Below are 7285 nucleotides of genomic sequence, written 5' to 3' on the forward strand. Positions count from 1 at the left end.
TTCTTCTAAATCTGTCGGATACATAATTATTTCAAGTGTGGAAACTTAAAAATAATCATTTCCGAAGAAAGAAGAAACACTCTTTCTATATTAAACTTTAAAATTTAAACAGGCTCTAATATATATTCAGCTAAACTACGAGAAGAGAGATCCATTGCTTTATCATATTTTTCTTCATCCAAATATTCTGCTTCCAACACAGTTTTTTGATCACGCAAAAATTTTTGCTGGGCTATTTCTAAAGATTTAGATCTGGATACTATTCCTATTTCTTCATCTTCAAAATAACCTAATAAATGTGGGTATGATTTTGATAATGACAATTTCGTTTTTTCATTAGATTCTTTAAAAGAAGGTATCTCTCGCTGAATAATATTAGCTATCTTAGTTCGAAATATCTTTTTCACACTTTTCAATATCTCATCACGAAGTGTTAGAGTTTGACGTGACGGATCTACTTGACCATTAAAAATTGAGGATTTCAATAAAAAAACTAATTCATATCCATATGGTATATTATCAGATGATATTACATCTGACAATTTATACGCTCGATTATCTACACATAAAGCTGTAATTACAAAGGGGGAGGCATAATTATCTTTTTTTTCGATTGAATATTGAAGAGTCATATCTTCAAACATTCTTATTTGAGAAGCATTTACGTCCTCAATTTTGAGAACTGGTAAATCATTCAATGATATAGTTGCCTTTCTGTTTCCTATAAACTGATTCTTTTTTACCTTGCCAACTTTTAGTTCTATATTTATCTCAATTTCTTTACCCTCTTCTTTATATACATAAAACCTTGGTAAAAATTCCTCTAATACCATTCTTTTTAAAGCATCAGGTAAGATAGAATTATAGCTACTTAACCGCTTCAAAGTACAATTACTAAAGTTTAAAATTGTTCTTTGTTCTTGTTGAGCTATAGGTTCTAATACCATATTAGAATTATTCTCATCAAACGATGTATTATAAAGAAATGATCTATGCTGTTTATCAAAAATACTCGAAACCTCTATTGTGTCAAAATAATACAAATAGACAAGTCGTCCTACTCCTTTATGAGTAGAATCTTCGACTTGAAGTAATTTGCAAAATTTCGCATAACGTTCTTCTGTAAACCCTACACCATTATCTTGAACAGTTATTCTTAATGTTTCCTGTTTCCCTAGCTCTTCAATGCTGATACAAATATTAATTTTAGATGCATCCGCATCTAAAGAATTGGCTATAGCTTCAATAAAAACCATATCCAAAGAGGGATTTGAAAAGAAAAGCCTTATTGCTTGTTTTATATTAACTTGCATATTTTAAATATATTATATGTCTCAAACATAGAGTTGATTGAAACAAATATACGAAAAAACGCTAAGATACACAACTTTACAAAATAATATTACCGCTTATATTGTTTCTATAATATTGAAGGTCGCTCACAACCATGCTAACATAAAGCCAGCATCCATTGGAGATACGGTGACACTATGCCGTAAGCCGAATTTATAACGACCATGTGAAACAAACATCAGGTCATATTATTGTACAATTCAAGAATTTTATTACACCGTTCTTCACAATTTTGCACCATAAAACTTGTCCTTTTCAATCAAGAGAACTATCTTTGGAACATGAAAACAGAAAGGGAAATTTTAAAAGAAAATGTTCTGATTGACATCGACGAATTCATGGATTCCCAGTTCGACAAACCCGGACACCGGAACGTGAAAGATTTCGTGAAGAAGCTCGTACTTATGTGAACGGACATGCAAAAGATACGAAATGTCAGAACTCCAAAATGAAACGGAAATAACCGGCTTTTCCTGTCCATTTCAGCGAGCCGGGAAACGTTACCTTCGTAATGTCAAATTCTTCTCTGATGCAGATGGGAAGAGGTGGTTATTTGAAAAGTCCGCACTTAGCAGTCTGATGTATCTGGTTGAATACTAATATCCTACAAGGTTCATCAGCAAATCATGTAGGAACTGAACCTATTTTTGTAAGCAATGCCGAACTATACAGATTCAAACACCTGATAATAAATATGTTACATTATATTCAATTATTCCAATACAAAATGGGACTATAGGTTCGATTCCTGGTGGCACCACTTTGAAGAAAAGCAAATAGCAGTAAACTCCTGATTTCCAAGCGAAATCGGGAGTTTTTGTTTTCCCGCAGGACGCAAAAAAGTGCGGAATATGACCGCTTCCGGTGTTCCAAAAGGTGGAGCGGAAAAGGTGGAGCGAAAATCTCCACCGAACCGGATTCTTTTTCGCTGATTTACAATGTTTTGCGTATCAAGAAAACACGGATGGTTTCCTACTTTTGTCCAACTAAAAATTGTAGGAAAAATGAAAAGAAACTCGTTCAATGTGCTTTTCTTCATCAAGAAAGCCAAACTGCTGAAAAACGGAGAAGCCTCCGTGTGTATGCGCATCACCGTGAACGGTGCGCGAGTGGAAACCAACATCCGCAAGAGCATAGACCCTGCGTCATGGAATCAAGCGAAGGAATGTGCCCGTGGAAAAAGCCGCAAGGCGTGCGACCTGAACGTCTATATCGAAAATGCGAAAATCAAGCTCCACCAAATTTTTAATGAATTGGAGGAACAGCGACAGCCCATTACCGCCCGACTGTTGCAGGAAAAGTTCTTCGGACAAGACAAGGATCCGGAAGAAGTCCGCACGCTCATCGGCACCATACAGGAACATAACAACCAATGCCGCGCCCTCGTGGGGAAAGACTATGCGTTGATTACCGTCCGCCGTTATGAAAGCTGCAAACGCTATCTCGCAGAGCTTATCAAACAGAAGTATGGGAAAGAGGATTTGCCGCTGACAGAAGTCAACGGGGAGTTGGTTCATGCTTTTGAGTTCTACCTCAAAACGGAAAAGTCCTGCCAACAGAACACCGTTATCCGTTACATGAAGTGCCTGAAAAAGATAACCAATCTCGCTTTGGCAAACGAATGGATAAGCAAAGACCCTTTCGTGAGCATCAAGTTTCATGAGAAAGAGGTTATCCGCGAGTTTCTGACAATGGATGAACTGCTCACCATCTACCACAAAGACTTTCCGTTGGAGCGCATCCGAATCGTGCGTGATGTCTTCATCTTTGCAGCAATGACGGGGTTGGCGTTCATTGATGTGCAGCAACTAGCGCCCGAACATATTGTAGAAGATGCAAACGGCAACCTGTGGATTCGCAAGCCACGGCAAAAGACGAAGAATATGTGCAACATCCCTTTGCTTGACATTCCTTTGGAAATTCTCCGTAAGTATGCCGACCATCCGATGTGCCAAAAGAAGAAGGTATTGCTGCCTGTTCCCTGCAACCAGAAGATGAACAGCTATTTGAAAGAGATAGCCGATTTGTGTCTGATAAAGAAGAACTTAACCACTCATGTTGCGCGGCACTCGTATGCGACCTCGGTCTGCCTCGCCAATGGTGTGAGTATTGAGAACGTGGCAAAGATGCTCGGTCACTCCAATATAAAAATGACACAACACTATGCGCGTGTGTTGGATAGTTCCATTCTGCGTGATATGACCAATGTACGAAATGTACTTTCTAATGCAATGTAAGAACTATGGAAAGAGGAATAATCACAATCACAGAAAACGGGGTGGTCACTATGCCGACCACTTCCGTCTGGATGACACAGCAGGAGATGTGCGATGCGTTCAATGTGTTCGGTTACGACATACGCAAGGCTGTACACACCATATATAAGAATGGCGAGTTATTGGAAAGTGAAACAAAGCAATACATCAGACAGGACAACGGGATAAACTATGATATTTATAGCCTTGAAATGGTGATAGCCGTTTCCTTTAAGTTGAGAAGTAAGGAGAGTATGACTTTCCGTCAGTTCATCATGGACAAACTCTGTTCTTTCGATAGAGGAAATTCCATCCATTTGTTCTTTTCGCTATCCGATAACCATCCGCGATGCACATGTTAGGATAAAGCGAAACGACCTTTCTATAAAGAGTAAGCCGATGGCGGCAGGATAACTGTCCGACCATCGGCCTCATTTGTTTTTGTACGTTCAGATTTACGTTTCCAGACGATAGGCGTTCCGATACCCGCTCATCACCATCCGTTCGATATCCGATTCCTTGTACAGAATCTTTCCGCCCAACTGGTAATAGGACACCATCCCGTTGTTGCGGTAGTCCTGCAAGGTGCGTCGGCTCACCTTGAGCCATGCCGACACCTCCTTGTCCGTCAGGAACTGTTCGTTACTTGGCGAAGCCTTATGCCCCGCATCCATTCTTTCGATGCCTTCAAGCAGAGCATCCAGTTTTCCGATAAAGCCGACCTCCAGTTCACGGTCGGCAAGAATCAAGTCGTCCATAATTTACAGTGGATTTAGTGGTTATACTTTCGATTGCCTGATTAGATGCTACAGCCACGATAGGCTGCATCCTTACGCCTGTCCTCCACAAGTCGGACGATGCGCTGCACATCCTCCGGCTTGTAGAAAATCTTATGTCCGATTTGCGAGTAAGCCAATGTTCCGTTATCGCGGAGCGTCTGCAAGGTACGCGGACTGATGCGCAACTGTTGGCAAACTTCCTGGTTGTCCATCCAGCGGCTGAGCCGTTTCCCCTCCCTCTTGCAAAGGATTTCATTCACCCGGTCGGACAGGCGGTTGAGCTTGCCAACCATTTCTTCATACTTGCTTTTTGAAATGATTACTACTTCCATACTCATTATATTTACTGTTTGTTTTTCTTTTTGCCAGCAAAGTAAAGCCGTTGTTTGTACAAGACAATGGCTTTGCGGTCTGGTGGCAGCTTGTGGCAGCAAGTGGTCGGGAGTGGCGTTATCCACCGAAACCGTAACGTCTGTTCCAAGCGTCCGTGCTGCAAAGAAAAGCTAAGTCCGGCATAATCCGACCGCTTCGCACTTGCGTGGCAGCATTTGGCGTCGATGTGGTAGCCTGTGGCGTTCTTCGGTTTCTCAAAGGGCATTTCCTTAAATCCGTCCCGATACTCCATATAAGCCCTTAAAATTCCCAATGCCCGTTTCATGCACTATGGCAAAACGGCGCAGCCTGAACCGCTCTGGCAATGCGTAAAGTGCAAAACCGAACATTGTTGCCACAGCCAATCCATTCGTTTGACTGCCTGCAATACAGGCGTTTCCTTTGCGACCGATAATCGGTCAAATGTGTGCACAACGACCAACATTGTTAAACATTTAATTCAAACAAGTATGAAGAAGAATTTAAGCAGCCAAAGTATGGATGCAGCATTGTAGGATTTTTTAGGCAACAAGCCGAGTTTGGAAATTCCGAAGACTGAACCCCAGCCTGCCGACACGCAGGAACAGGCAAGTGGGGCTGTGCAGGAAAAAGCAGATGAAGCCGTGCCGGAACAGACGGATGAAACTCCGCAGGTGGTACGCCGTATCATCGGCAAGCAGCGACGGGCATCGTTGGAGGAGTACAAGGGAGCCTTCCTCCCTGTTCCGTCCATTGAAGACCGCAAGCCCGTATTCCTCAGCCGCCGCACGCGCGATGCCCTCGACCGCATTGTCCGCATGTTCGGCGAGCGACGGATGAGCGTGTCGGGACTGGTGGAGAACATCGCCCGGCAGCACCTTGACACCTACGGGGAGGACATCGAAGCATGGCGTAAACTCTGAGAGTTAAGAAGTGGATTGACGGGGTGCAATTCAGAGTTACCTTGAACCTGTCCAACGGAGTTTTGAGGGGAGCAAGTTTGTGTTTCGGGCATACCGAAACCGCCTGCTCCCACTCGTGAACTCCGTAGAGAGCCACATCCCGTTGGTCTATTATGTATGCACATTTTAATCATTAGAAATCAATGGAACAGAAACGGAAAACTGATAACAGGAACAAGGGAGGTCGCCCCAAGAAGGGAGCGGCAGATAAGCTGAAATACCGCCTCACGGTAAAGATGGCGACATCGGACTACTACACACTGAAAGGCAAGGCACGGAGCGCGGGCATATTCGCAGGGGAGTTCCTGCGTCGTTGCATGAGGGACGGGCAGGTGAAGGAACGGCTCACGCCGGAGCATACTGGTTACGTCCGCCAACTCTGCGGCATGGCGAACAACCTGAACCAGCTTGCGCACAAGGCGAACGCCGCGGGCTTCGTCACGGTGAGGATGGAGTGCCGCATACTCGTGGCACGGATTGAAGAATTACTGAATTTAATCCTCTTATGACAGCCGGATATGATAGCTAAAATCGTAAAAGGAAGCAGTTTCAGGGGCGTGGTAAACTACATTCTTGACAAGGAAAAGGACGCTAAAATCCTTGTCTGCGACGGTCTGTTTGCCGAGAACAAGGACACGATAGCCATGAGCTTCGAGGCACAATCGAAGATGAATCCGAAGGTTACGAAGCCCGTCGGACACATCTCGTTGGCTTTCCATAAGGAAGATGAACACCGCCTGACCGACCGTGCAATGGCTGGAATAGCGTTGGAATACCTGAAAGAAATGGGGATAACCGACACGCAGATACTCATCGTACGCCACCTCGACAAGGAGCATCCGCACGTGCATATAGCGTTCAACCGCATAGCCAATAATGGCAGGACTATCAGTGACCGTAACGAGCGGATACGCAGTGCACGCATCTGCAAGGAACTGACACGGAAGTATAACCTTTATTTCGCCGACGGCAAGGAACAAGTGAAACGCCATCGCCTGAAAGAGCCGGACAAGACCAAATACGAGCTTTATTCTATCCTTAAAGAGGAAGTTTCAAGGTGTCGAAACTGGAACATTCTTGCTGCTAATTTGGAGAAACAGGGCGTGGAAATGCGGTTCAAGTACAAAGGCAAGTCGGACGAGGTGCAGGGTGTAGTTTTCACCATGAACGGCTATTCGTTCAGCGGTTCCAAGATTGACAGGCGGTTCAGCTACTCCAAGATTGACGCAGCATTGGAACGGAATAAACGTACCGAGCGAATGGAAATGCAACCGCCCTCGTGTCGTGAAGAACAGTCCACGTTCCCAACCGAACCAAGGGGCAACGATGATTTGTACAGCGGTTCGATAGGTCTTTTCATACCGGACAGCGCGGACGGACAGGCTGAGGAAAACCGTTTCGAGGAACAGCTAAAACGCATGAACAAGAAAAAGAAACAACGTAAAATAAGATTCTAAATATGGATAATACCCGTTGGCGGAATTAAGTCAGCGCATACTTGACTCTGCCAATGGGCTTGTTGTTTTTGTAGTTAATGTATTGTAGGATTGTAAGTGCGCTGATTTTCCCGATAATCCGGGCGAAC

The 7285-nt window shown here is 43.8% G+C and carries 10 protein-coding genes and 1 pseudogene; 6 read left to right on the forward strand and 5 right to left on the reverse strand.

The window, feature by feature from the left end:
- Positions 1-104 precede the first annotated feature (104 nt).
- On the reverse strand, positions 105-1313 hold the full coding sequence (locus B5F34_RS16790) for an ATP-binding protein (protein WP_087340907.1): 1209 nt from the start codon (positions 1311-1313) through the stop codon (positions 105-107).
- Between the two features lie 321 nt (positions 1314-1634).
- Here B5F34_RS16790 and B5F34_RS18060 point away from each other — a divergent pair, with 321 nt between their 5' ends.
- The 3 genes from B5F34_RS18060 (at position 1635) to B5F34_RS16805 (ending at position 3970) form a co-directional block, all read left to right on the forward strand.
- Positions 1635-1763: a hypothetical protein gene (locus tag B5F34_RS18060; protein ID WP_255376982.1), complete on the forward strand. Its 129-nt coding sequence runs from the start codon at positions 1635-1637 to the stop codon at positions 1761-1763.
- A 594-nt stretch (positions 1764-2357) separates the two neighbouring features.
- Positions 2358-3590 carry a site-specific integrase gene (locus tag B5F34_RS16800; protein ID WP_087340908.1) on the forward strand — a complete coding sequence of 411 codons (1233 nt, stop codon included), beginning with the start codon at positions 2358-2360 and terminating at the stop codon, positions 3588-3590.
- Positions 3591-3595: 5 nt separating this feature from the next.
- Complete coding sequence (locus B5F34_RS16805; protein ID WP_087340909.1) at positions 3596-3970, forward strand: transporter; 375 nt, start codon at positions 3596-3598, stop codon at positions 3968-3970.
- Between the two features lie 93 nt (positions 3971-4063).
- Here the strand turns inward: B5F34_RS16805 and B5F34_RS16810 are convergent, their stop codons facing one another.
- The 3 genes from B5F34_RS16810 to B5F34_RS16820 are packed head-to-tail and all read right to left on the reverse strand — an operon-like array spanning position 4064 to position 5012.
- Positions 4064-4366 carry a helix-turn-helix domain-containing protein gene (locus tag B5F34_RS16810; RefSeq protein WP_087340910.1) on the reverse strand — a complete coding sequence of 101 codons (303 nt, stop codon included), beginning with the start codon at positions 4364-4366 and terminating at the stop codon, positions 4064-4066.
- Positions 4367-4407: 41 nt separating this feature from the next.
- Complete coding sequence (locus B5F34_RS16815; RefSeq protein WP_087340911.1) at positions 4408-4719, reverse strand: helix-turn-helix domain-containing protein; 312 nt, start codon at positions 4717-4719, stop codon at positions 4408-4410.
- 11 nt (positions 4720-4730) lie between these two features.
- Positions 4731-5012: a hypothetical protein gene (locus B5F34_RS16820; protein WP_087340912.1), complete on the reverse strand. Its 282-nt coding sequence runs from the start codon at positions 5010-5012 to the stop codon at positions 4731-4733.
- 286 nt (positions 5013-5298) lie between these two features.
- Here B5F34_RS16820 and B5F34_RS18005 point away from each other — a divergent pair, with 286 nt between their 5' ends.
- The 3 genes from B5F34_RS18005 (at position 5299) to B5F34_RS16835 (ending at position 7157) form a co-directional block, all read left to right on the forward strand.
- Positions 5299-5661, forward strand: coding sequence for a DUF3408 domain-containing protein (locus B5F34_RS18005; protein WP_255376983.1), 363 nt, complete (start codon positions 5299-5301; stop codon positions 5659-5661).
- A 182-nt stretch (positions 5662-5843) separates the two neighbouring features.
- Positions 5844-6209, forward strand: coding sequence for a plasmid mobilization relaxosome protein MobC (gene mobC / locus B5F34_RS16830; RefSeq protein WP_087340913.1), 366 nt, complete (start codon positions 5844-5846; stop codon positions 6207-6209).
- A gap of 9 nt (positions 6210-6218) precedes the next feature.
- Complete coding sequence (locus B5F34_RS16835) at positions 6219-7157, forward strand: relaxase/mobilization nuclease domain-containing protein (protein ID WP_087340914.1); 939 nt, start codon at positions 6219-6221, stop codon at positions 7155-7157.
- Between the two features lie 25 nt (positions 7158-7182).
- On the opposite strand, the pseudogene B5F34_RS17465 reads toward B5F34_RS16835, so the two are convergent.
- Positions 7183-7285 (reverse strand): annotated as a pseudogene (locus B5F34_RS17465) (IS982 family transposase); the annotation flags it as partial.

Source organism: Mediterranea sp. An20, assembly GCF_002160055.1.
Lineage (GTDB): Bacteria > Bacteroidota > Bacteroidia > Bacteroidales > Bacteroidaceae > Bacteroides > Bacteroides avicola.